20 protein-coding genes, 1 tRNA gene and 1 riboswitch are annotated in these 20,908 nt (G+C 68.1%); of the genes, 7 read left to right on the plus strand and 14 right to left on the minus strand.

The window, feature by feature from the left end:
* Both ACWDTD_RS03835 and ACWDTD_RS03840 read left to right on the plus strand, forming a co-directional pair.
* Entirely contained in the window at positions 1 to 249 is a 249-nt protein-coding gene (locus ACWDTD_RS03835) for a MoaD/ThiS family protein (RefSeq protein WP_449745732.1), read from the plus strand.
* A 258-nt stretch (positions 250 to 507) separates the two neighbouring features.
* Positions 508 to 680, plus strand: a riboswitch (cyclic di-AMP (ydaO/yuaA leader).
* 7 nt (positions 681 to 687) lie between these two features.
* Positions 688 to 1,341, plus strand: a complete 654-nt coding sequence (locus tag ACWDTD_RS03840) for a transglycosylase family protein (RefSeq protein WP_449745733.1) — start codon at positions 688 to 690, stop codon at positions 1,339 to 1,341.
* Between the two features lie 143 nt (positions 1,342 to 1,484).
* On the opposite strand, the gene ACWDTD_RS03845 is transcribed toward ACWDTD_RS03840, so the two are convergent.
* Genes ACWDTD_RS03845 through ACWDTD_RS03860 form a run of 4 tightly spaced genes read right to left on the minus strand, consistent with a single transcriptional unit; the run spans position 1,485 to position 3,130 of the window.
* A complete protein-coding gene (locus ACWDTD_RS03845; protein WP_449745734.1) occupies positions 1,485 to 1,940 on the minus strand; it encodes a molybdenum cofactor biosynthesis protein MoaE in 456 nt (151 codons plus the stop codon).
* A gap of 25 nt (positions 1,941 to 1,965) precedes the next feature.
* Positions 1,966 to 2,448 carry a MogA/MoaB family molybdenum cofactor biosynthesis protein gene (locus tag ACWDTD_RS03850; protein WP_449745735.1) on the minus strand — a complete coding sequence of 161 codons (483 nt, stop codon included), beginning with the start codon at positions 2,446 to 2,448 and terminating at the stop codon, positions 1,966 to 1,968.
* Positions 2,445 to 2,942: a cyclic pyranopterin monophosphate synthase MoaC gene (gene moaC / locus ACWDTD_RS03855; protein ID WP_449745931.1), complete on the minus strand. Its 498-nt coding sequence runs from the start codon at positions 2,940 to 2,942 to the stop codon at positions 2,445 to 2,447. The genes ACWDTD_RS03850 and moaC overlap by 4 nt, the downstream gene beginning before the upstream one ends.
* Positions 2,939 to 3,130, minus strand: coding sequence for a hypothetical protein (locus ACWDTD_RS03860; RefSeq protein ID WP_449745736.1), 192 nt, complete (start codon positions 3,128 to 3,130; stop codon positions 2,939 to 2,941). The genes moaC and ACWDTD_RS03860 overlap by 4 nt, the downstream gene beginning before the upstream one ends.
* Before the next feature lie 129 nt (positions 3,131 to 3,259).
* Between ACWDTD_RS03860 and ACWDTD_RS03865 the strand changes: the two genes are divergently transcribed.
* On the plus strand, positions 3,260 to 5,596 hold the full coding sequence (locus ACWDTD_RS03865) for a helicase-associated domain-containing protein (RefSeq protein WP_449745737.1): 2,337 nt from the start codon (positions 3,260 to 3,262) through the stop codon (positions 5,594 to 5,596).
* Between the two features lie 269 nt (positions 5,597 to 5,865).
* On the plus strand, positions 5,866 to 7,533 hold the full coding sequence (locus ACWDTD_RS03870; protein ID WP_449745738.1) for a DNA repair helicase XPB: 1,668 nt from the start codon (positions 5,866 to 5,868) through the stop codon (positions 7,531 to 7,533).
* A gap of 19 nt (positions 7,534 to 7,552) precedes the next feature.
* On the opposite strand, the gene ACWDTD_RS03875 is transcribed toward ACWDTD_RS03870, so the two are convergent.
* Both ACWDTD_RS03875 and ACWDTD_RS03880 read right to left on the minus strand, forming a co-directional pair.
* The gene (locus ACWDTD_RS03875) at positions 7,553 to 9,352 is read right to left on the minus strand and encodes a serine/threonine protein kinase (RefSeq protein WP_449745739.1); all 1,800 of its coding nucleotides are present in this window, start codon (positions 9,350 to 9,352) and stop codon (positions 7,553 to 7,555) included.
* A gap of 133 nt (positions 9,353 to 9,485) precedes the next feature.
* On the minus strand, positions 9,486 to 10,091 hold the full coding sequence (locus ACWDTD_RS03880; RefSeq protein WP_449745740.1) for a pyridine nucleotide-disulfide oxidoreductase: 606 nt from the start codon (positions 10,089 to 10,091) through the stop codon (positions 9,486 to 9,488).
* 162 nt (positions 10,092 to 10,253) lie between these two features.
* On the opposite strand from ACWDTD_RS03880, the gene ACWDTD_RS03885 reads away from it, so the two are divergent.
* Positions 10,254 to 11,414 carry a pyridoxal phosphate-dependent aminotransferase gene (locus ACWDTD_RS03885; protein WP_449745741.1) on the plus strand — a complete coding sequence of 387 codons (1,161 nt, stop codon included), beginning with the start codon at positions 10,254 to 10,256 and terminating at the stop codon, positions 11,412 to 11,414.
* On the opposite strand, the gene ACWDTD_RS03890 is transcribed toward ACWDTD_RS03885, so the two are convergent.
* Positions 11,411 to 12,439 carry an NADP-dependent oxidoreductase gene (locus tag ACWDTD_RS03890; protein WP_449745742.1) on the minus strand — a complete coding sequence of 343 codons (1,029 nt, stop codon included), beginning with the start codon at positions 12,437 to 12,439 and terminating at the stop codon, positions 11,411 to 11,413. The two genes, ACWDTD_RS03885 and ACWDTD_RS03890, sit on opposite strands and share 4 nt — an antisense overlap.
* 128 nt (positions 12,440 to 12,567) lie before the next feature.
* Here ACWDTD_RS03890 and ACWDTD_RS03895 point away from each other — a divergent pair, with 128 nt between their 5' ends.
* Positions 12,568 to 13,197 (plus strand): TetR/AcrR family transcriptional regulator, encoded by a 630-nt coding sequence (locus ACWDTD_RS03895; RefSeq protein WP_449745743.1) that lies wholly within the window; start codon positions 12,568 to 12,570, stop codon positions 13,195 to 13,197.
* 33 nt (positions 13,198 to 13,230) lie between these two features.
* Positions 13,231 to 13,878, plus strand: coding sequence for an alpha-ketoglutarate-dependent dioxygenase AlkB (locus ACWDTD_RS03900; protein WP_449745744.1), 648 nt, complete (start codon positions 13,231 to 13,233; stop codon positions 13,876 to 13,878).
* Positions 13,879 to 13,924: 46 nt separating this feature from the next.
* Here ACWDTD_RS03900 and ACWDTD_RS03905 read toward each other — a convergent pair whose 3' ends face one another.
* The 7 genes from ACWDTD_RS03905 to ACWDTD_RS03935 form a co-directional block, all read right to left on the minus strand.
* Positions 13,925 to 14,800 (minus strand): oxidoreductase, encoded by an 876-nt coding sequence (locus tag ACWDTD_RS03905; protein ID WP_449745745.1) that lies wholly within the window; start codon positions 14,798 to 14,800, stop codon positions 13,925 to 13,927.
* Positions 14,801 to 14,809: 9 nt separating this feature from the next.
* Positions 14,810 to 16,330 (minus strand): sucrose phosphorylase, encoded by a 1,521-nt coding sequence (gtfA, locus tag ACWDTD_RS03910; RefSeq protein WP_449745746.1) that lies wholly within the window; start codon positions 16,328 to 16,330, stop codon positions 14,810 to 14,812.
* Between the two features lie 18 nt (positions 16,331 to 16,348).
* Positions 16,349 to 17,989 carry an adenylate/guanylate cyclase domain-containing protein gene (locus ACWDTD_RS03915; RefSeq protein ID WP_449745932.1) on the minus strand — a complete coding sequence of 547 codons (1,641 nt, stop codon included), beginning with the start codon at positions 17,987 to 17,989 and terminating at the stop codon, positions 16,349 to 16,351.
* Between the two features lie 300 nt (positions 17,990 to 18,289).
* The gene (locus ACWDTD_RS03920) at positions 18,290 to 18,850 is read right to left on the minus strand and encodes a YceI family protein (RefSeq protein ID WP_449745747.1); all 561 of its coding nucleotides are present in this window, start codon (positions 18,848 to 18,850) and stop codon (positions 18,290 to 18,292) included.
* A 117-nt stretch (positions 18,851 to 18,967) separates the two neighbouring features.
* A complete protein-coding gene (locus ACWDTD_RS03925; RefSeq protein WP_449745748.1) occupies positions 18,968 to 19,612 on the minus strand; it encodes an NUDIX hydrolase in 645 nt (214 codons plus the stop codon).
* Positions 19,609 to 20,679 (minus strand): hypothetical protein, encoded by a 1,071-nt coding sequence (locus tag ACWDTD_RS03930; protein WP_449745749.1) that lies wholly within the window; start codon positions 20,677 to 20,679, stop codon positions 19,609 to 19,611. Before ACWDTD_RS03930 ends, ACWDTD_RS03925 begins: the two co-directional genes overlap by 4 nt.
* Positions 20,680 to 20,812: 133 nt before the next feature.
* A tRNA-Phe gene (locus tag ACWDTD_RS03935) sits at positions 20,813 to 20,886 on the minus strand.
* Positions 20,887 to 20,908 lie beyond the last annotated feature (22 nt).

The raw sequence follows: 20,908 nt of genomic DNA on the forward strand, positions 1-20,908 counted from the left end.
ATGGTTCTCACCGTGCGTTACTTTGCCGCCGCGCGGGCGGCGGCAGGCACCGACGGCGTCGTGCTCGATGTCGACGACACCGTGACCCTGGGCGAACTCGAGACCCTGCTCGGCGAGCGGCATCCCCGACTCGCCCCGGTCCTGGCCCGCTGCTCGTATCTGCGCGACGCGGCAGCCTTCTGCGACCGCGACCGGCGGCTGGGCGCATGTTCCACGCTGGACGTGTTGCCCCCGTTCGCCGGTGGTTGACATCACGTTGGCTGTGTGACCTTAATCACATAACAGGTCGATAACAGGACGGCCACAAACCGACCATCACGTGCGTGAGCAGCAAAGACGCCGACATTGGGTCGAAAGGCCCACTCTCGGCACGGAAATAGGGTTGCGCGAGGGCGTGATTCGGCGGGCGAGACGTCGTACCGTACTACTCGACCGCCTCCGGGAGGTCACAGGACAGCAAACAAGAACCCAGCATTTCGCCGATCGCGCCGAGCCTCGTTCCATCGGTGGAATGACAAGCAACATCTAGGAACGAGGACGGGGGACCCAACTCTCCCCCAGAGAACCGGGCATCGACACCGATGTCCTCGGGGTTAAGTCCACCGGCCGCACGGCCACGGACCGGGCACCTCTCGCCCGAACCCGACAGCTGACTTCGTAGGCGCGTGGAGAGAGGAAAGACAACTCATGGCCGGACGTCATCGCAAGCCGACGACCAACACGACCACCAAGACCTTCGCCAAGGTCGCCCTCACCGGCGCAGTCCTCGGCGGCGGCGCAGCCCTGATGGGCACCGGTTCCGCACACGCCGCATCCGACTCCGAATGGGATCAGGTCGCGCAGTGCGAGTCCGGTGGCAACTGGGCGATCAACACCGGCAACGGCTACCAGGGCGGACTGCAGTTCAGCCCGAGCACCTGGGCCGCCAACGGCGGCACCCAGTACGCTCCGTCGGCCGACCAGGCCACCAAGGAGCAGCAGATCGCGGTGGCCGAGAACGTGCTGGCCACGCAGGGCAAGGGCGCCTGGCCGGTGTGCGGCACCGGATTGTCCGGCTCCACCCCCCGCACCGCGCCCACAGACTCCCCGAAGACGCTGAAGGCCCCCGAGGCCCCGAAGCCGCCGAAGGTCGAGGAGCAGCCGCAGACGCCGCTGGAGAAGACCCCGGAGGCCAAGAACACCGCTGATGTGGAGAAGCAGGTCGACGGCGCACTCGACGAGGCCAACGTCAGCCCCGAGGTCAAGAACCTGTGGAAGGCGGCCAAGGACAGCGGTTACGAGCTCACCCCGGACCAGCTGAAGCTCTACAACCAGAACAAGGGCCTGATCCCGCTCCCCTGAGCGGTGTCACCAACGCTCCGGCCGGCCTGACCCGGTCCCGGGCCCCAGACGAAGGGCCCCGCACGATGTTCATCCGTGCGGGGCCCTTTTCCAATTCTCTTGTCGGCTCCGGTGAGGGTGCTGTCGGGCGTCGGGACGCGTCGTCAGGCCGATCCCACCCACTCGTCGGTGCCGTCGGCGAAGTACTGGTGCTTCCATACCGGTAGCCGCGCCTTGACCTCGTCGACGAGCCGCATGCACAGTCCGAACGCCTCGCCGCGGTGATCGGCCGCCACGGCGACGACGAAGGCGATGTCGCCCACCTGCAGGTCGCCGACCCGGTGCGACACCGCGACGGCCCGCACGCCCGCGACGCCGTCGATCACCTCGGCCACCACCTCCGCCAGTACCGCGGGCGCCGACGGATGCGACGAATAGGACAGCATCGTGACCGCGGCCTCGTGCCCCCCGTCGTGATTGCGCACCGCGCCCGCGAATCCGACGATCGCGCCCGCGCCGCCGCCGGACGCACGCGTCACCAGCGCTTCGTGGGTGGCCAGATCGATCGGGTGCGGCGACAGATGGGCGCCCGCGATGACGGCACCGGAGTCCGAGCTCATACCGACCGGTCTACCGGAAACCACGTCAGTGGTCCCCGCCACGGATCTGGTCGAGCGCGTGGTCGAGGACGCCGTCGAGCACCGTGAGCCCGTCGCGGACCCCGCCGGTGGAGCCGGGCAGGTTGATCACCAGCGTCGTGCCGGCCACCCCGGCGATTCCCCGGGAGAGGACAGCGGTGGGCACCTGTGGCAACCCCGCGCCGCGGATCGCATCGGCGAGTCCGGGGATCTCGACGTCGAGCACCGCACGGGTCTGCTCCGGCGTCCGGTCGGTCGGCGCGAGCCCGGTGCCGCCGGTGGTGATCACCACGTCGTCGCCCGCGTAGACCCCGGCGCGGATCGCGGCGCCGACCGGCTCGCCATCGGCGACAACATCGACCTCGTCAACCGAGAATCCGTGCGCCACAAGCCATTCGACGATAATTGGCCCGCTGCGATCGACGTAGACGCCCTTGCTGGCCCTGGTCGAGGCCACCACCACCCGCGCCACCCGTGGCCGATCGGTCATGCCTGCTCGCCGATCTCGTCGTCGCGATGCCACGCACCCGAACGGCCACCGCTCTTCTCCAGCAGGCGGACGTCGTCGAGCCGGCCGGTGCGGTCTACGGCTTTGGTCATGTCGTGCAGCGTGAGGCCGGCGACGGCCACGGCGGTGAGCGCTTCCATCTCGACGCCGGTGGGGCCTGCCGTTTCCACCGCGACGGTGATGTCGATCTGCCCGTCGCCCACGACGAAGTCGACGTCGACCGCGCTGAGCGCGAGCTGATGGCAGAGCGGGATGAGCGAATCCGTGCGCTTTGCGGCCATGATGCCGGCGATGCGCGCGGTGGCGAGCACGTCACCCTTGGGCAGCGCCGCATCGCGCAGCAGGTCGATCACCTGTGTCGAGGTGTGAAAGGTGCCGGCGGCCACGGCTCGGCGACGTGTGGTGGGCTTGTCGCCCACATCCACCATGCGGGCCCGGCCGGACCCGTCGAGGTGCGAGAAACCCGAACCGGTCAGCGGTTGACTTCCGTCTTCGAGTGCACGTAGGGAACCTTGTCGGCGGGCAGGGGGAACTCCACGTCGCCGAAGGGCGACAGTGCACCGGCAATGTCGGTCGCGAACTCCGACACCACGTGCTCGGGGACCGAACCGTCCTCGTCGCGGGGCCAACCGTTGTCGACGTAGTGCTCTTTCTTCTCAGCCACGCGAACATTGTGCCATGGGCGGGAGTCGAGCACCGTGTTTGGCGTCACCCGCCCTGTCGTCACCTTCGGTGGCGTGCACGCGGTCGGCGGCGCCCCGGATGCACACCCGGGACCACTAGACTTGATCGAATGAGTTCGGATGACCAGCCGCTCGGCCTGGCCGACGATCTGGCCGCCCGCTCCGACGACGCCCTGGCGGACCTGCTCGCGCAGCGACCCGATCTGGCGTCGCCACCCCCGCAGGGCACCGCGGTGCTGGCACAGCGCGCCCTCACCGCGGCGTCGATGACTCTGGCCGGCGAGGGACTCGACCTGCTGACTCTGGCCGTTGTCGAGCAGGTGATGGCGGTGGCCGGCGCAGCAGGTCGCGGGCCGCTGCCCGCGACCACGACCGCGGCGGACATCGTCGACGCACTCTCGGATCGGGCCGACGCCGCCGAGATCACCGACCGCATCGAACTGCTGCTGGCCCGTGCGCTGCTCTGGGGCGAGCACGAGGCGCTGGTGTGGGGTGCGCACCTCGGGGCGACGCTCCCGTGGAAGGCGTTGCACCTGACCGGACCGCTGGCACACACCTCCCCGGCGGAGCTACGCGCCCTGATCGACAGCGTCGACGACCGGCAGCGCGAGTTGCTGACCACCCTGGCGCGCGGTCCGGCACTGGGACGCAGCCGCGACGCCGCGCCCGGCGCCGACCCCGACAGCCCGGTGGCCCGGCTGATCGCACTCGGATTACTCGCCCGCATCGACGACCAGACCGTGGAGCTACCGCCCATGGTCGGTCGGCTACTGCGCGAGGAACCCCCGTTGCGCACCGACGAGCTGTCGCGGCCCCCGCTGGTCGACGAGACCGTGTCGCGCCGGTTCTCCGCACGCGAGGTCGACGAGGCCGCGGGCGGCGAGGCCCTCGAGGCGATCCGGCACGCGACGTCGATCCTCGGGGCGTTGGCCGCCACTCCTGCCGCGGTGCTCCGCTCCGGTGCGCTCGGGGTGCGCGAGCTGCGGCGCCTGGCCAAAGTGACCGGCCTGGATCAGAAGCGGCTGGCGTTCCTCATCGAGATCCTCGGACACGCACGGCTCATCGACATCGGCTTCCCCGAACCGCCGCCGCCCGGCGACCGCGGGGAACAGGCGTTCGCGCCGACGAACGCCGCCGACGCGTGGCTGCACTCCGCTCCGGAACGACAGTGGGCCACGCTGCTCGACGCCTGGCTCACCATGCCGCGGCGCGCCTGGCAGGTCGGCGAACCCGACCGCGACGGGAACGCGTATCCGGCGCTGTCGTCGGAACTCTACGACGCCACCGCCGCCGGCCAGCGCCACCTCGTGCTGGCCACCCTCGCCGGTTCGGCTCCCGCTGCGCCATTCTCGATCGCCACCGTGAGCGCGCTGCTCGCATGGCTTCACCCACATCAGATGCGTCGGCTCACCACCCACCTCATCGACGAGACACTCTCGGAGGCAAGGCATCTCGGGGTTGTGGCGCATCACTGCCTGACGTCGGTGGGCCGGCTCGCGTCCAGCCACACCGAGGCCGAGGGCGACTCGGCACTCGTCGCGGCGATGCGCAAGGCCCTGCCCGAGCCGGTGGATCATTTCCTCACCCAGGCCGATCTCACCCTGACGGTGCCCGGGCCCATGGCGGCCGATCTGGCCGAGCAGGTCGAATTGGTGGCCGACCTCGAGTCCGGTGGCGCGGCCTCGGTGTACCGGGTGTCGGAGTCGAGCGTGCGCCGTGCGCTCGACGCGGGGCGCACCAGCAGCGAACTGTTGACCCTGTTCACCACCCGTTCGCGCACCCCGGTGCCGCAGTCGCTGACCTATCTCGTCGAGGATGTCGCGCGGAGGCATGGGCAACTGCGGGTCGGCATCGCGTCGTCGTTCATCCGCTGCGAAGACCCCACCATGCTCGCCGCGGTCCTGCGCAGCGATGCCGCCGACCACCTCGCGCTGCGCGCCCTGGCACCCACCGTGGCGGTGTCGCCGTCGGAGGTCCGTGACGTGATCGACCGTCTGCGCGAGGCGGGTTTTGCCCCCGCCGGGGAGGATTCGTCGGGTGCCCTGGTGGATCTGCGTGACCGCGGGAGTCGGGTGAGCGCCGCGCGTGGTCGGCGACATCCGGTGCCGCGGCGGAGCGCACCGACCGCCGAACAGCTGCGATCGGTGGTGTCGCGCATGCGATCCCACGACCGCGCCACCCGTGCGGCACCCACCGCGGGCACTCGGTCCGCACCGGTCCGCGCGGTCGGCGGTGGCGAATCGGCCACCGCGCTGATCCAGTTGGCGCTGCGGGCGAATCGTCGACTGCGCATCGGATATGTCGACGCGCACGGTTCGGCGAGCAGGCACGTGGTGACCCCGCGGATCCTGGGTGCCGGGCAGTTGGTCGGCGTCGAGGACGGCGGCGACGACGAACAGCGCTTCACGCTGCATCGGATCACCAGCGTGGAACTCCTCGACACCTGACGTCGGAGTGGTGGGCACGCTCGGGTGGTTTCGACAAGCTCAACCAGCGAACAGGACACGCTCGACCAGCGAAACAGGGCACGCTCGGGTGGTTTCGACAAGCTCAACCAGCGAACAGAGCACGCTCGACCAGCGAAACAGGGCACGCTCGACCGCAAACAGGGCACGCTCAACCGCAAACCGGGCACGCTCAACCAGCGAACAGGGCACGCTCGACCGCAAACCGGGCACGCTCGACGGGAGGCGCGCCCGTCTGGACAATGGATGGAATGACCGACGGACCCCTGATCGTGCAATCCGACAAGACGCTGCTGCTCGAGGTGGATCACCCCGACGCCGCGGCGGCGCGTGGCGCGATCGCCCCCTTCGCCGAACTCGAACGCGCCCCCGAACATGTGCACACCTATCGGGTGACACCGCTCGCGCTGTGGAACGCGCGCGCCGCCGGCCACGACGCCGAGCAGGTGGTCGACGCGCTGGTCACCTATTCGCGCTACGCGGTGCCACAGCCACTGCTGATGGACATCGTCGACACCATGGGCCGGTTCGGGCGGCTGCAACTGGTGAAAAGCCCCGCACACGGGCTGACCCTGGTAAGCCTCGACCGCGCGGTGCTCGAGGAGGTGATGCGCAACAAGAAGATCGCCCCGATGCTCGGCGCGCGCATCGACGACGACACCGTGATCGTGCATCCCTCCGAACGCGGACGACTCAAGCAGGTACTCCTCAAGGTCGGCTGGCCCGCCGAGGATCTCGCCGGCTACGTCGACGGTGAGGCGCATCCCATCGACCTGCAGCAGGACGAATGGCACCTGCGGGACTATCAGGAGATGGCCGCCGACTCGTTCTGGGCGGGCGGCTCCGGCGTGGTGGTGCTGCCCTGCGGGGCGGGCAAGACGATGGTGGGTGCGGCCGCGATGGCCAAGGCGCGGGCCACCACGCTGATCCTGGTGACCAACACGGTGGCCGGCAGGCAGTGGAAGCGCGAACTCATCGCGCGCACCTCGCTCACCGAGGAGGAGATCGGCGAATACTCCGGCGAGCGCAAGGAGATCCGTCCCGTCACCATCGCCACGTACCAGGTGATGACGCGAAAGTCGAAGGGCGAGTACCGCAATCTTGATCTGTTCGACTCCCGCGACTGGGGCCTGATCATCTACGACGAGGTGCATCTGCTGCCCGCGCCGGTGTTCCGCATGACCGCCGACCTGCAGTCCCGACGCCGACTCGGCCTCACCGCGACGCTGGTGCGCGAGGACGGCCGCGAGGGCGACGTGTTCAGCCTCATTGGCCCCAAACGTTACGACGCCCCGTGGAAGGACATCGAGGCTCAGGGGTGGATCGCGCCCGCCGAGTGCATCGAGGTGCGGGTGACACTCACCGACGAGGAACGCCTGCAGTACGCCGTGGCCGAGAACGACGAGAAGTACAAGCTCTGCTCCACCGCACACACCAAGGTCAACGTGGTGAAGTCGATCCTGGCTCGTCACGCCGACTCGCAGACGCTGGTGATCGGCGCGTACATCGATCAACTCGAAGAGCTCGGCCGTGAACTCGACGCCCCGGTGATCCAGGGATCCACCAAGAACAAGGAGCGTGAGGCGCTCTTCGACCGCTTCCGCGCCGGCGAACTGCAGACGCTGGTGGTTTCCAAGGTGGCCAACTTCTCCATCGACCTGCCCGAGGCGTCGGTGGCCGTGCAGGTGTCGGGGACGTTCGGGTCACGCCAGGAGGAGGCCCAGCGCCTCGGCCGGCTGCTGCGGCCCAAGAAGGACGGTGGGCAGGCGCACTTCTATTCGGTGGTCTCCCGCGACACCCTCGACGCCGACTATGCCGCCCACCGCCAGCGCTTCCTCGCCGAGCAGGGCTACGCGTATCGCATCACCGATGCCGACGATCTGCTCGGTCCGGCGATTGGTGAGGAGTCCCCCGGCTGATCACGAGTCGGGCGCTCGGCTACGTCTCCTTGAGGCAGTAGCCGAGCGACTTCGGCTGGGAGAACGTCCACTTGATCTCGTCGGAACTACACGAGACGTCCTCGGCGGTCGTCGCCGAAGTGACCTGGGCCAGTACGGTGTTCACCTTCGGCGTCGCGGTGCAGTCCTCCTGGAAGTAGTCGGCCAGCGATCCGCCGGTGCGGGGAATCTGGTAGCACTCGCCCTGTGTGAAATTGGGTGTGAGACAGAGTTTTTGGGTGGTGTCGGAGAACGAGAGCGACGCGTTCTGTTCCGACGGACACGACGACGCGCCCGGCACGAAGCTCGCCGCGTAGAAGGTCAGCGCAGGAGTGTTGCAGTCGACGACGCTGGTGTTGACGTTGCCCTGCGCGTCCGCCTGTTTGGCGAACTGCACGCAGTCACCCACCGTGACCTCACTGGCACTCGACACCTGCCTCGGTTGCTGGGTCACCGGTGGCCGGGTGACCGTCGACGGCTCGGTGACCTCCGACGTGGTGTCGGTGGCGGTGGTCGTCGTGGTGGTGGTCTCGGCCTGGTTGGAATCCGAACCCGATCCGGACGCGAGCAGCGCCACACCGCCGATGACGAGCAGGATCACCACGACAACAGCGGCGCCGGCCACGATCAGGCCGGTGTTCGACTTCTTCTTCGGCGGCGGCGCACCGTACGCGGGGTAACCGCCCGCACCGGCGGTGCCCGGCGGCACATATCCGGACTGCGGCGGCCCGCCGAAACCGGGCTGTGCAGGACCCCCGTGCGACGGACCCCCACCCTGCTGGGCGAACCCGGGTTGCGACGCGAACCCCGGCTGTGACGGTCCCCCACCCTGCGGTGTGAAGCCGGGCTGTGACGGTCCCCCACCCTGCGGTGTGAATCCGGGTTGCGACGGCGCGGATGGGGGCGGCGCGACGACCCGGGGCACCTGGGCCACCTGCGTCGGCGAGAATGCGCCGCCGGGTGCACTGAACGCCCGGTCGAGCTCGCTCGCGAACGCCGATGCCGTGGGATATCGCTGATCGGGCGACTTGGCCAGGGCACGGGCGATCACGGCGTCGACCGCCGGTGAGGTCCCCGGCCTGCGGCTGCTCAGCGCCGGTGGCGTGCTGTTGAGGTGCTGGGCCACCACGTTCGCCGAGTTGCCGCTCTCGAACGGGGGCCGTCCGCTGAGCAGCTGGAACATCGTGGCCGCGAGTCCGTACTCGTCGGCACGGCCATCGACCTCGTTACCGAGCAACTGTTCGGGCGCCACGTAGGCGACGGTCCCCAGGAACATGTTGGTGGAGGTGAGGTTGGTGGCATCCTGCTTCGACTTGGCGATCCCGAAGTCGGCCAGCATCACACGGGGGTTGGCGGTCCCCGCACCCTGGACCAGGATGTTGGCGGGTTTGACGTCGCGGTGCAGCATTCCCCGGGCGTGTGCCGCGTCGAGCGCCGAGCCCACCGACCGGGCGATCGCCGATGCGGTGGCCACGTCGAGTCCGGCGGGGCTGCGCCTGAGCAGTTCACCGGCGTCCACGCCGTCGATGTATTCCATCGCTATCCACAGGTGCCCGTCGGACTCACCGGAGTTGTAGATGGTGACGATCGACGGATGCGCGATGCTCGACGCCAATTCGGCTTCGCGGGTGAACCGCTGCCGGAACATCGGGTCCTGGCTCAGTTCGGTGGGGAGGATCTTGAGTGCCTCGTTGCGGGGCAATGTCGGGTGTTTGGCCAGGTAGACCTCACCCATACCGCCCCGGCCGATGAGCGCGACGATGGTGTAGCCGGCGAAGGTGTCGCCGGGGTTGTACGGCATTGCCTGATCCTCTCGGGGCCGAGGCGCAGTCATCGACGCCGACACGACATGGTCCGTGTACTGATTACCACCCCGAGAGTGGCGTGGCCAATGCGGAGCCATGACGCGTCGGCGCTACGAATGATGTCTGCGGTCACACGACCTCGCGCAGGCAGTAGCCGATCGACTTGGGTTCGCTGTATTCCCACTTCGTCTGCTCGTCGCTGCAGGTGACCGACGCATCCGAGCGGGTGACCGTCTGGGCGAGCACGGTGTTGTCGGCGGCCGTCGCCTCGCATGCCAGCTGCTTGTAGTCGACGAGTTCGCCACCGTTCAGCGGGATCTGGTAGCACTTGCCGTCGACGAAATTGGGTGTCATGCACAGCTTTTCCGATCCCGAGCCGAAAGAGAGGGTGGCGGTGTTGTCGCTGGCGCATTCCCCGTCGGCGGGAACCTTGGATGCGGCGTAGAACGTGAGTCCCTCGGCACCGCACTCGGCCTTGGCGGCGTCGACCTTGCCGTCGGAATCGACCTCGGCACCGATCTGCAGGCATTGCCCCAGGTCGATGTCGGAGGCCTCGTCGATGGTGTCGCTGCCCAGTGCGACGCTGCAGCCGGTGAGCACCACGATGCCCAGGCACGCGGCGACGGCGACAACCCGCCAGCCGATGCGCCACAGCGGTGCCCGCGAGGCGGTGGCCGGTCCGGGACAGCCCGGGTGGTCGTGATCTGGATCGATGAGCGTGAAATCGGTGTTCATGTCGTGTCCTCTCGGTGATGTCCGACGCAGGTCACGCCGGCGGGGACAGACTGACCGCCGCCGCTTGCACCCGGCTTGCGATCGACTTGGGGCGCGGCGATCGGGCGTCGCCGCCGATGACCGACGTGGTGACGGCCGAAGCCCTGTGACAGCCTGGATCGCATGACCGTCTCGCGCCTGCGTCCGTTCTCGAGCACGATCTTCGCCGAGATGTCGGCGCTGGCGGTGGCCCACGACGCGGTCAACCTGGGCCAGGGTTTCCCCGACACCGACGGCCCCGCCGCGATGCTCGACGCCGCACGCGACGCGATCTTTTCGGGCCGCAACCAGTACCCGCCCGGCCTGGGTGTGCCGGAGCTGCGGGCCGCGGTGGCCCGGCACCAACGCGAGCACTACGGCCTCGACTACGACCCGGACACCGAGATCCTCGTCACCGTCGGGGCCACCGAGGCGATCGCCGGGGCGGTGGTCGGACTCACCGAACCCGGCCGCGAAGTGGTGATGGTGGAGCCCTACTACGACTCGTATGCGGCCACGGTGGCGATGGCCGGCGGCATCCGGCGCACCGTTCCGCTGATCGCCGACGGCGACGGATTCCGCCTCGACCGCGACCGCCTCGCACACGCCTTCGGTCCCGACACCGCACTGATCCTGGTCAACTCACCGCACAATCCGACCGGCACGGTGCTGCACGACGACGATCTGGCCGAGATCGCGCGCCTGTGCATCGAGCACGACGTCATCGCGGTCACCGACGAGGTGTACGAGCACCTGCTCTTCGACGGCCGCACCCACACGCCGCTGGCCACGTTGCCCGGCATGCGGGAACGCACGCTGCGGATCTCGAGTGCGGCCAAGACATTCAACTGCACCGGGTGGAAGGTCGGATGGATCAGCGGTCCGGCCGAGTTGGTGGCCGCCGCCCGCGCGGCCAAGCAGTTCATGACCTACGTGGGGTCGGGTCCCTTCCAGCCCGCGGTGGCGCTGGCGCTCGATACCGAGATGGAGTGGGTGGCGAAATCGGCGGCCGGACTCGAGGCCAAACGCGACCTGCTGTCGAGCGCGCTGGCCGATGCGGGTTTCGGGGTACATCGCAGCGAGGCAACGTATTTCGTGTGTGCCGACCCGCGGCCGCTGGGCTTCGACGACGGCGAACAGTTCTGCCGCATGCTGCCCGAACGCATCGGGGTGGCCGCGGTGCCGGTGAGCGTGTTCGCCGACCACAAGGATCCTTGGCGACACATGGTGCGGTTTGCGTTCGCCAAGCGTGACGACGTGATCGCCGAGGCCGCGCAGCGGTTGCGGCGCCTCGGTTCCGGCTAGATACGCACGACCATCTTGCCGGTGTTCTCTCCGCGCATCATGCCCAGGAAGGCGTCGACGGCGTGGTCGACGCCGTCGACCACGGTCTCGTCGTAGACCACGTCGCCGGCGGTGAGCCACTCCGACATGCGCGCGGTGAACTCCGGTCCCTGATCGAAATGATGGCCGACGGTGAAACCGCGCAGGGTGAGTGACCGGGTGATGATGTTCGACATGTTCGACGGCCCCGGCACCCGTTCGGTGGCGTTGTACCCCACGATCGCGCCGCACAGGGCGGCACGGCCGTCGTCGTTGAACGAATCGAGTGCCGCCTCGAGATGATCTCCGCCGACGTTGTCGAAATAGACGTCGATGCCGTCGGGGGCTGCCGCGCGCAACTGCTTGCGGATGGGGCCGTTCTTGTAGTTGATCGCCCGGTCGTAGCCGTAGCGTGAGGTGAGCAACTCCACCTTGGCGTCGCTGCCGGCCGAGCCGATCACCGACCCGGCGCCGAGCAGACGCGCGATCTGTCCTGCGGCGGTTCCCACCGCCCCGGCCGCGCCGGAGATGAACACGATGTCACCGGGTTGCATCCGGGCGATGGTGGTCAGTCCGACGTAGGCGGTCAGTCCCGTCATGCCCAGCACGCCGAGATACACCGACGACGCGAACCCGGCATCTCCCTCGGGTGTGCGGGGCGGTTCGGGCAGCCGGGTGAACGCCTTCGCGGGTGCCTGCGCGATGTCACGCCACCCGAGTTGGTGCAGCACCAACGAGCCCTCCGGCAGGTCGTCGGAGGCCGAGGCGACCACACGCCCCACCGCGCCGCCGGTCATGGTCTCGCCGAGTTGGAAGGGCGGGACGTAGCTGCGGACGTCGATCATGCGGCCACGCATGTAGGGGTCGACGGAGATGAACTCGTTGGCCACGCGGACCTCACCGGGTGCGAGATCGTCGAGCGGAATCTGCACGGTGCGGAAGTCGGACTCCTCGGGCCAGCCGACGGGTCGCGAGACCAGTTGGATCTGGGTGCTCTGATCGGTCATGTCACTCCTCGTTCTGTTGTCGTGTCCGGCGCAGTCGGCGGCGGGGGTGTCCCGGCCGACGCAGGTGCGGACACCTCCACCACACCATAGTAGAATGATCGTTACAAAATGGCGGGGAGGTGGACACCATGGGGCGCACCGCGGGCTACGACGCCGCGCAGCTGATTCGTGACGCGCGTGACCTGTTCTGGCGCAACGGGTTCGACACCGTGTCGGTGGCCGACATGGAAGCTGCCACAGGCGTGCGTCGATCGAGTATCTACCATGCCTACGGCAGCATGCGTGGCCTCTTCGACGCCGCGGTGGACGACTATCTGACCGAGGTGGTCCGACCACGTTTGCGCCCGCTGACCGCCGCGGACGTCACCCCCGAAGCGCTCGTGGACTATCTCGCCGGACTGCGCGACGCCGTCGCATCGATGTCATCGGCCGGCGGTCCGGCCGGGTGCCTGCTTCTGGGGTGCGCGGCCACGCCGATCGGCACCGACAAGGCTGTCCACGCCGTGATCGATGCCTATCGGACAGAACAGTCGGCGGCCGTGCGTCGCGGTGTCGCGGCGATGCTGCCCGAGGCCGGGCCCGCCGCGGTCGATCGTCATACGACGCTGACGGTGGCCGCGATCATCGCCGCGCTGAGCATGGCGCGCGTCGACCAGTCCGCGTCGAGCGACATCCTCGACGCGGCCGCCGACTCGCTGCGCGCTGCCCGGGCCATCGGCGCACGCACCGACGAGACGGTCACCACCTCGTCGAAATAGAACGATTGTTCGATCCCGCGTATGGTGGTGCGGGTGACTGCGGGAATTCAGGGCTCGATCTTCGACGTCCCCGATGAGCCCGGCGATTGGGGGTCGGGCGCGGTGCTCGGCGAGCTGGGTTCGCGGGTGCAGCGCCGCATCCTCACCAACGGTGCATGGGTGGATCTGAGGCCGGGATGGATCGGGGCGTCGGAAACCCTCTTCGACCGGTTGCACGCCGACGTGCCGTGGCGTGCCGAGCGCCGCCGAATGTATGACCGCGTGGTCGACGTGCCGCGCCTGGTCTGTCATTACGGCGCCGACGAGCCACTGCCCGACCCGCTGCTGGGCGATGCGCGTGCCGCCCTCTCACGGCACTACCGCGCCGAACTGCCCGAGGGATTCGCCACCGCGGGCCTGTGCCTCTACCGCGACGGCGCGGATTCGGTTGCCTGGCACGGTGATCGGTTCGGGCGCGGCGCCACGCACGACACGCTGGTGGCGATCTGCTCGCTCGGCTCGCCGCGCCCGCTGATGCTCCGACCGCGCGGCGGCGGTCGATCGCTGAAGTTCACGCTGTGCGCCGGTGACCTGCTGGTGATGGGCGGGAGTTGCCAGCGCACCTGGGAGCACGCCGTGCCGAAGGCACGCGGCGTGGGGGCCAGGATGAGTATCCAGTTCCGTCCGCGCGGTGTCTGGTGAGGCGCCGCCCGTCAGACCTCGAAGCGCAGTCAGACCTCGAACGCAGTCAGATCTCGAAACGCACGCCGGTCAGTTGCTCCGACAGATCCCACAGTCCGCGGCGCACGGTGGTGTCGTCGGCCCGGCGACTGAACCCGCAGGCACCCGGTGCTCCGCGTGTCCCGAACAGCTTGGTGGGACCGTAATACGTGCCGTTCACCGCGTCCGGAGAGGTGGCGGCGAACAGCGTCGGCAGCGCACCGTCGGCGGCCGACTGCGCGATCGGAAGCGACGCCCCCAACCGGAACAGCAGATCGCCGGTGGCTTCGTTTTGACCGAGTTCGCTCGACGCGAAGCCCGGGTGCACGACGAACGAGCTTGCCGGCGAACCCGCCTCGGCGAGTCGATCGGCAAGATCCTTCCCGAACATGAGATTCGCCAACTTCGAATCCCCGTAGGCGCGCCATCGACGGTATCGCCGCCGTTGCCAGTTGATGTCGTCGAGGTCGAGCCGGCCGGCGTGATGCATCCCCGACGACACGGTGACCACCCGTTCCCGGATGCGCGGCAGGATCAGTCCGGTGAGCGCGAAGTGTCCGAGGTGATTGGTTCCCATCTGCATCTCGAAGCCGTCGGCGGTGCGGCGTAGCGGAGGCGCCATCACACCCGCGTTGTTCACGAGAACATCTGCACCGCCGAAGGATTCGGCAAAGTCTCGGACCGAGGAGAGGTCGGCGAGGTCGAGCGGGGCCACCGAGGCGAGGTTCCCGATGTCGTCGGCGACCGCCTGCGCTTTCGTCGTGTTGCGGCACGCCAGGATGACCGACGCACCGGCGGCGGCCAGTGCGCGCGCGGTCTGCTCCCCCAATCCGCTGTTGGCCCCGGTGACGATGAAGGTGCGGTCCGTCTGATCGGGTATGTCGGCGGCGGACCATTCACTCATCCGTTCAGCCTACCCACCGGGCACCGCGTTCGACGTCTGGTCCGGGTCGGCCCAATGGGTCGACAACTCGGTGACCGCCGCCCGGTGCTGCACCTCGCCCTCGCCCCACGAGATCACCGTGTGGCCTTTCGCCAGATTGACCTCGGCGCGTGCCCACGCCTGCGGTTGGGAGATGCCGCGGCGCGAGAGCGTGAGCGTCGTCCCACGCAGATCCGCCCGGCACGGACCGTCGAAGGCCGGGTGGGTGTTGCGAAAACGACAGAGCGCGAACAGTTCCCGCACCACCGGCCGCTTGAGCGCGGCATCGATCTCGGCGGACGTGTAGTGGTGGCGGTTGATGTCGCGTCCCACGCCGCTGCGCGAGAGCAGGTCGACGTCGTTGGAACCCGCGAGCGCGCCCACGTAGTAGACCTGCGGGATGCCGGGGGTGAAGAACTGCAGGGTCCGCGCCGCCAGGTAGCAGGCATCGTCACCGCCGAGTGCGTCGTAGTAGGTCGTATTGACCTGGTAGAGATCGACATTCGACGCGGCCACACCAGTCGCCGACACGCTGGTGCCCTTGGTTTTGCGGTGCATCGTCTGCACCAGGTGGAAGAGCTGATCGCTTGTCAGCAGACCACGGCCCTCGTGTTCGTCGGGACCCACATCCACCACGCCGATGCCGTCGTGGGTGTCGAGCACGGTGATCGCGTTGTTGGGTCGTACCCTCAGCCAGTGCAGGAAGGGTGTGCCGTCGCCGGTGTAGAGCGCGTGCAGGATCAGCGCGGGTAGCGCGAAATCGTAGACGAGGTCAACGAGGCGGGCGATCTCCACCTGGCGGGCGAAATGGGAGCGCACCTCGACGAGGACCTCGGCTCCGGTGGCACGGGCTTGCGCGGTGAAGTCGGCGATGAAGTCGAAGGTCTGCGGCGTCATGAAGCACGAGGTGCCCTTTGTCTTGATGGCGTACCCCACCGCGTCGAGACGTACCGCCGACACCCCGGCGCCGGTCACGGCATGCAGGATCGACTGCAGGTACGCGCCCCCGGGTTCGGACCGCACGTCGATGTCCACCTGGTGCGGGGTGAAGGTGGTCCACACGTACCGCAGCCGATCGCCGAGGCGCATCGCGGTGAACGGCAACCCGTGCCGCGGCCGGAAGATCGCGGTGAGCTGCCGCTCGGTGGCACCCCGCGGGAACACCGACGACAGGGTGAGAAACATCGACGCCCAACGGGATTCGGATCCGTTGTCCATCACGTCGCGAAACTGGGCCGACGCCGCCGAGACGTGGTTGACGATGAGGTCGGACATCACCTCGTGGGTGGTCGCCAGTTCGGCGATGTCCCCCCAGTCACCGAGCCGGGGATCGACTTTGGTGTGGTCGACGGGATCGAAACCCGCGTCCGCCCCGTCGTAGGGCGTGTAGAAGGGCAGCACGTGCACACCGGCGAACACCCCCTCGAACTTCGTTCGCAGCAGTGCGGTCAACCCCGGGATGGTGCCGCCCAGCCGATCCGCGTAGGTGATCAGGTGGACCTGATTGAGCATGCACCAACCGTAGCGAGGTCAGCGCAGCGGCGGGCGGGTCGCACCGGCCGCGATCCGTTTGGCCGGTCCCAGCAGCCCCGCGATCAGCCCGCCGATCGACAGCGGGGTTTGCCCGTCGAGGCCGATGGGCGCGAACATCTCGGTGACCTCGCTGCGCCCGCGGACCACCCGGCGTCCCACCCCGGTCCAGTTGGCCGATTCATCACCGGCTGGTTCGAGTGCGGCACCACTGGCCAGCACCGGGTACCGGCCACCCTTGGCGATCTCGGACAGCCGCGCACATTCGTTCACCGGATCGCCGATCACGGTGTACTCGTACCGCTGTTCGGCGCCGATGTTGCCGGCGAACACGGTGCCGAACGACACGCCGATCCCCCAGCTGATGTCGAGCGCCTCGGTCAGTCCGCGGGCCAGGTCACGCGCGGCGCCCAGCGCGGCACCGGCCGGATCGTCCACCTGCACCGGGGCGCCGAACACGGCCAGTGCCGCATCGCCCTCGAACTTGTTGACGAAACCGCCGTGCTGATCGACGACGTCGGCGACGATCGAGAAGAACGCGTTGAGTAGTTCGGCGGTGTCTTCGGGCGACTGCTGCTCCGCGACCGCCGTCGACCCGACGATGTCGACGAACAGCACACCCACCGAGGTGTTGGCACCGTGCATGCCCAGACCACGTTCGATGGCCATTGCCGCGACCGTGTCGCCGACGTGGCGGGCGAACAGTTCGCGCATCCGTTCGCGTTCGCCGAGCCCGGCGACCATCTCGTTGAATCCGTGCTGCAGCACCCCGATCTCCGACGAGTCGTAGACGTCGACGTGCGTGGTCATGTCACCGTCCTGCACCCGCTGCACCGCGAACCGCAGTTCGGTCAGCGGATCGATCAGGGCCTGACCCACCAGGGCCACCACACGCGCACCGGCAGCCAGTCCCACCAGCGCGAGAACCACCGTGGCCCAATCGATCCGGCCGGCCACAGGCGGCAACAACCCGGCCCAGCGACCGATGTTCATGATGAGCAGTCCCACCATCGGGACCGCGGAACTGACGGCCCAGACCGCGGCCATACGACCACGAACGCCGTGCATGACATGTGTTGCGGGGTAATCGTGCAGCGCGATGATCGACAGCGGTCGCGCGCCTCGTTCGGCGAAGAGGTACGTCAGGCAGCCCAGCGACACGGCGGCCATCGCGAAGGCCACTGCAACACCAAACGCAACCTGTCCGTCGAGGCCGGGCAACGAGAGTGCCACGTAGCAGACCACCGCCAGCAACCAGGCGACGAGACTGGCCATCGCCTGCATGATCGGGATGCGTTGCACTGCCCGTCGTCGCTTCTGGTCGGCATGCGAACCGCCCACGAACCACACCACGTGGGGCCGAAGGAGCGCGAGCGCGAGGATCAGGTTGATCACCATGCCGACGAGGATCGCCGTCACCACGGCCGGGAAATTGGGGGCGCCGAGCGTGCTAGCGAATGTCAGCTGTCCGCCGTTGTAGGCGAGTTGGACGAGAAGAAAGGTCTCGGCTCCCACCAAGCCGCTGCTGCCGACGATGGCTGCCCCGCCGATCACGATCGCGCGGCGCGCCATGCGTTTGCGTTCGGCGCTGCCGATGAGCTCCCATTCGCGCAGCGTCGGTGGGCGTTCGACTCCCCACAACCGTATGGAGAAGCGACGGCGTGCGCGCGACCAGCGCTCGAAGTCGGGGTCGGTCACCGCACCCCGGTCACGCTGCGGTCGCACGGTACACCCTTCCTGGTTGACGCTCGTCTCATGAGACTACTGACGTGAGGCGTGCCATACGAGTCCGGGGAACCGCGTGCGTGGCGCACGGGCTGCGGACAGAACACCCCCACGGGCAAGACGGATACGACGAAGACCGCCACCGCATGTGATGCGGTGGCGGTCTTCGGATGTGCGCTGGAGGGTCAGATCACCCTGTTGCCCAGGTTGTGGGAATCAGGCTGCGCCCTGACCCGCCTCGATCTCGAGGGTGATGGTGACCTTGTCGCCCACCACGACACCGCCGCCTTCGAGGGGCATCTCGATGTCGATGCCGAAGTCCTTGCGGTTGATCACGGTGCCGGCCTCGAAGCCGGCGACCGGGCCCTGGCCCATGCCCGACGGGTGCTGTCCGAGGAACTCGAGCTTGAGATCGATCGACTTGGTCACGCCGTGGAGGGTGAAGTCGCCGGTGAGGACGTAATCGTCACCGTCGGCCTTGACGGCGGTCGAGACGAAGGTGGCCTTGGGGTAGGTCTCTGCGTCGAAGAAGTCGGCCGACTTGATGTGGCCGTCACGCTGCTCGTTTCCGGTGGTGATCGAGGTGACGTCGATCTCGGCCTGCACGGACGGGGTGCCGTCCTCGGCCACGGTGATGACGCCGCTGAACGTGTCGAACTTGCCGCGAACCTTGCTCACCATCAGGTGCTTCACGCTGAAGCCGACGGTGGAGTGAACCGGGTCGATGGTCCAGGTGCCTGCGGCGATAGGTGCCTTGACGGCGGTGCTGGTGGTCATGATGACAACTCCTCGAATGGTGAAGCGATTACTCGTTGGTCTCCGTGGGCCGCGTATCGACCCAACACCACTCTAAACGGACCGTGGTCCGAATTCATTCCCGGGGCTGTGAACTTTTCATGACCAGGCGAATACGGGCTGTTCGAAGCCGTCCACGCGGGTGTGCCGACCGCGCAGCACCACTTCGGCGAACTGATACAACACCGCCGCGGTCGGGGCATGCAGCAGCGGAGTGCGTCCGGACTCGGAGTGATCGTCGGGGTCGCGGTGCAGTCCGGCGATCGGCATCTGGATCACCGGCCGGTCGGATTCGGGGATGGTGATGAACCGCGGGGCGACCAGCAGGGACTCGAGCGGGGTGAAGAACAGTGCGGCCACCTCGGCCGGATTGGGATCGGGTTCGCCGGTCTCGTCTGCCCAGCACACCACGGGAGTGATGACGAAACCCGATCGCGTCGGATAGTCGTCGAGCAGGCCGAGCACCGTGTCGGGTGTCAGGGCGATGCCGAGTTCTTCGCGCAGTTCGCGCAGGGCCGCGGTGACGACGTCCTCCCCCTGGTCGAGGCGACCCCCCGGGAGTGCGAACTGCGCCGCATGTCGACGCATCGTCAGGGGTCGACGCAGAATCCAGATGCCCTGCTCGCCATCGCGCGCGCCGATGACGATCGCGACCGCGGCGGCGGTGGTTCCTCGGTGTGCCGCAGATCGTCGTGGCAGGGAGGCCACCCGTTCGGCGGCGCGGGCGCGGTCGATGGTTGTCACACTCTCAGTTGATCATGATGGTCGCGCAGGGTGTCCGCGTGCACGTCCAGACGCAGGTGGTATCCGACGACGGCCAGGGCGAAGAGACCGAGCGCGAGGTTGTAGAGGGCGCCGAATCCGTCGAGCGCGAAGTCGACGAGAGCGTTGGTCATGGTGAAGACGAGGGCGGCCATCCGCAGTGAGCGCAGCGGCCACACCCGGTTGCTGCGGCGTCGCGCGATCATCGCGGGCAGCGAGAATCCGAGGGTCACGATCCCACTCACGAAGAGGATGTGGGTGGCAGTGGCGTTACGGCTGAGTTCGAGATAAACGTCGACCTCGCCGAGGTCTCGGCCGTCCAGGTACCACCCCAGCGCGCCGACCACCACGGTCACCGCGGAACTGATCACCAGCAGCCAGCCGATCGCGGTGACCCACCTCGGGCTCTTCAGGAACTCGGGAATCAACGATTCGGCCCGGGCGCGCAGTCGAACGAGTCTGTCGGGCGTGCCCACGCTCGTCTCGAGGACGCCTCGGATATGCGCGAGCAGGGTGGCGTCGCCGCCGTTGGCCTCCGCGAACGCGAGCAGGTCATTTGCCTGACGCCGCCGGCTGTCCGGCAGACCATGGGCCACGCCGTCGGCGGCGATGGTGGCGGCGTTGGCCAACGCCTCGGCCGTCGACGGGCGTTTGAGGTCACGCACGATGCGCGAGATCACCAGGATGAGCACGACGAGCAGGTACATGATCTCGGCCGACGGGCCATAGAAGTAGTCGTTGTCCTTGGTGACGAACTTGCCCACCTCATCGAGGAACAGGCCGAATCCGATGCCGCCCACGACGATCGCGATGATGCGCGAGGTGTTGCCCAGCAAAAGCCAGCCGGTGAGCAACGCCAGCATCATCAGTGCCCCGCCCCAGAGTGCGTGCGCGATGTGCAGCGTGCCGCTGCCGATCTGCGGGTAACCGGTCAGACGCAGATACGCGCGGGTGACGAGAATCGTGCCGATCGCGAAGATGAGAAACCACTCCACCGACGCGCTTCCGTACACGCTGCGCACGACGATCGAGGTCTTGCGGGTCGACATCGCCTGATTATCGCGCCGGCACAGCTGAGTTCGGAGGATCTTTGTCGCGCCGGGTACCCAATGGATCGACGTAGCCTCACCACAACCTGCCCAGATACGAGAAAAACCACCCGCTACCAGGTGGTTTTCTGAGTGGCCAGGGCCGGGATCGAACCGGCGACCTTCCGCTTTTCAGGCGGACGCTCGTACCAACTGAGCTACCTGGCCGGACGGTGCCGGTGAGAATACC

This window comes from Gordonia sp. NPDC003425, assembly GCF_053588635.1.

Excerpts from the sequence above, each read along its gene's own strand:
- ACWDTD_RS03835 (WP_449745732.1), top strand. The coding sequence starts at position 1 with ATGGTTCTCACCGTGCGTTACTTTGCCGCCGCGCGGGCGGCGGCAGGC.
- ACWDTD_RS03840 (WP_449745733.1), top strand. The coding sequence starts at position 688 with ATGGCCGGACGTCATCGCAAGCCGACGACCAACACGACCACCAAGACC.
- ACWDTD_RS03845 (WP_449745734.1), bottom strand. The coding sequence starts at position 1,940 with ATGAGCTCGGACTCCGGTGCCGTCATCGCGGGCGCCCATCTGTCGCCG.
- ACWDTD_RS03850 (WP_449745735.1), bottom strand. The coding sequence starts at position 2,448 with ATGACCGATCGGCCACGGGTGGCGCGGGTGGTGGTGGCCTCGACCAGG.
- ACWDTD_RS03865 (WP_449745737.1), top strand. The coding sequence starts at position 3,260 with ATGAGTTCGGATGACCAGCCGCTCGGCCTGGCCGACGATCTGGCCGCC.
- ACWDTD_RS03870 (WP_449745738.1), top strand. The coding sequence starts at position 5,866 with ATGACCGACGGACCCCTGATCGTGCAATCCGACAAGACGCTGCTGCTC.
- ACWDTD_RS03875 (WP_449745739.1), bottom strand. The coding sequence starts at position 9,352 with ATGCCGTACAACCCCGGCGACACCTTCGCCGGCTACACCATCGTCGCG.
- ACWDTD_RS03880 (WP_449745740.1), bottom strand. The coding sequence starts at position 10,091 with ATGAACACCGATTTCACGCTCATCGATCCAGATCACGACCACCCGGGC.
- ACWDTD_RS03885 (WP_449745741.1), top strand. The coding sequence starts at position 10,254 with ATGACCGTCTCGCGCCTGCGTCCGTTCTCGAGCACGATCTTCGCCGAG.
- ACWDTD_RS03890 (WP_449745742.1), bottom strand. The coding sequence starts at position 12,439 with ATGACCGATCAGAGCACCCAGATCCAACTGGTCTCGCGACCCGTCGGC.
- ACWDTD_RS03895 (WP_449745743.1), top strand. The coding sequence starts at position 12,568 with ATGGGGCGCACCGCGGGCTACGACGCCGCGCAGCTGATTCGTGACGCG.
- ACWDTD_RS03905 (WP_449745745.1), bottom strand. The coding sequence starts at position 14,800 with ATGAGTGAATGGTCCGCCGCCGACATACCCGATCAGACGGACCGCACC.
- gtfA (WP_449745746.1), bottom strand. The coding sequence starts at position 16,330 with ATGCTCAATCAGGTCCACCTGATCACCTACGCGGATCGGCTGGGCGGC.
- ACWDTD_RS03920 (WP_449745747.1), bottom strand. The coding sequence starts at position 18,850 with ATGACCACCAGCACCGCCGTCAAGGCACCTATCGCCGCAGGCACCTGG.
- ACWDTD_RS03930 (WP_449745749.1), bottom strand. The coding sequence starts at position 20,679 with ATGTCGACCCGCAAGACCTCGATCGTCGTGCGCAGCGTGTACGGAAGC.